The following is a 1765-nucleotide window of genomic DNA, read 5'->3' as shown; positions in this document are numbered from 1 at the left end:
GATAAAGATGATTTTTCTAGTAAAGAAGATTTTGAAAAGGCTAACGAAATTTTAGAAGAATGGTTATTGGGATTTGAAAAACGAAATCCAAATTTAAAAATTTATAACGCAGTCATTCATAATGATGAAGCGAGCCCACACATGCATTTGAATTTTGTTCCAGTAGCAAGCGGGTATAAACGTGGACTTGAAAAGCAAGTATCATTTGACCGAGCAATTACGCAACAAGATCCAAAATTAGATAAAACTCGTCCTTTTGATGATTGGCGAGAAAAAGAAGTGAAGATATTAGAAGAAATGTTAAAAGAGCGTGGTATCGAACGGAAATTAGTTGGTTCAAATAATTATAAAGATGTGAATGAATACAAAGAAAAAAAGGATTTAGAAAAGGAAATTCTTTCTTTGGAAAACCAGCTTTTTGAAAAGAAAAATGAATTACTGGAAATGAACGAACGATTGCCAGGAGAAATTAAGATTAAAGCTGAGAGAGAAAAGAAAATAGAGGTTATTAATAAAGGTTTTTTAAAAAAAGAAAAAGTAGAAAAACCAACAGGGAATTGGATTGTTGGAACTAAAGAATTAAAAAGAGTGCAAGGAATGATTAATGCTGGATATTCAGTGAAAAAAGATTATGATCGTTTGCAGCGTACAGATTTAGTTCGAGAAAATAAAGAATTACAAGGTAAAGTTGATAGTTTAGCAGATGGTTTGGTTGAAGCTATTAACAAAAATACAGATTTGGAAGATGAGAATAGAAAACTACGTAAGGAAATAAGCTCGTTAAAAGCCCATATAGGAGATTTAAAGGAAAACATAAAGGTTTTATACCACAACACGAAAAAAGTCCTTGGAGAGCATTTTAAGGCGTTTAGAGGACTTGTTAAGAATGAACTGGATATGAATGGTGTAGACAATCAATTTGAACGTGAACACAAGAAGGAACTGAAGCATAAACAACGGAGACATGACATGGAGCGTTTTTAACAAAGTGAGTAAAAGTTTCTCTAAATTTTGTTTGACCATTTCTTGGGATTATATGTGTGATAAAATAAAAACGAGCCATGTTGGAGCATGGCTCGTTTCAAAGGGTATTCAACGAAAATACCTAAAAATCAATATCTGTTTATAGATTATCATAATTTTATTATTAGGGTAATACCATAATTATGATTTTTGGTATTTATGTTGGTGCTCACAAAATGAGAGGAGCAACAACACATGACAAAAAAGATTATTAACTTTGGACAAGCTGAACAAAAAGCGAGAAAAAGAGATTTAGAGATTGAGCAAAAACAATTTGAAGAAGAACATCATGGGATGGATCAAGACGCAGTAGATGAAGCTTTAAAGGTGTTAAGTAAAGCTACTGGTGGTAAAGAGATTTACATAGGAACTAAAAAGAGTCCTCAATCGAAAGTGAGGTTTGCTCAATCAATGCAAGAGAATCTAGGCTATTTGTATAGGCAAAAATATTTAACAGATAGGGAGAAGATTTTTTTAACTGAAATAATTCCTTATATTGCTTTTTCTAGTAATTGTATTGTTCTTGATATTAAAGCGAAAAACCCTGTACCCGCAAATATTACAGAGATTGCAAAATTAATAGATGCTTCTAGACAACCTACAAGTACAGTAATCAATTCTTTAGTTAAAAAAGGAATTTTATTTAAAGGTGATTCAGGCGTTGAAGGAAATAATGCTAAAGCTTATGCAGTATTTATTAATCCTCATGTGGTTTATGCAGGAGATAAGGACAATGTAAATG

Annotated in this window: 2 protein-coding genes; both read left to right on the top strand. The window is 31.8% G+C overall.

Annotated features, from left to right (window positions below):
* Positions 1-984 (top strand): plasmid recombination protein (locus D4B81_RS17700; protein WP_122263971.1); only part of this gene is annotated, 984 nt, incomplete at its 5' end.
* Between the two features lie 234 nt (positions 985-1218).
* The coding region (locus D4B81_RS17695; RefSeq protein ID WP_122263970.1) for a MarR family transcriptional regulator at positions 1219-1765 on the top strand (547 nt) is incomplete at its 3' end.

Origin of the sequence: Ornithinimicrobium cerasi (genome assembly GCF_003702705.1) — a bacterium.
Lineage (GTDB): Bacteria > Actinomycetota > Actinomycetes > Actinomycetales > Dermatophilaceae > Ornithinicoccus > Ornithinicoccus cerasi.
Note: the sequence above shows the minus strand (reverse complement) of the source record. Positions and strands in the feature narration are given on the sequence as shown.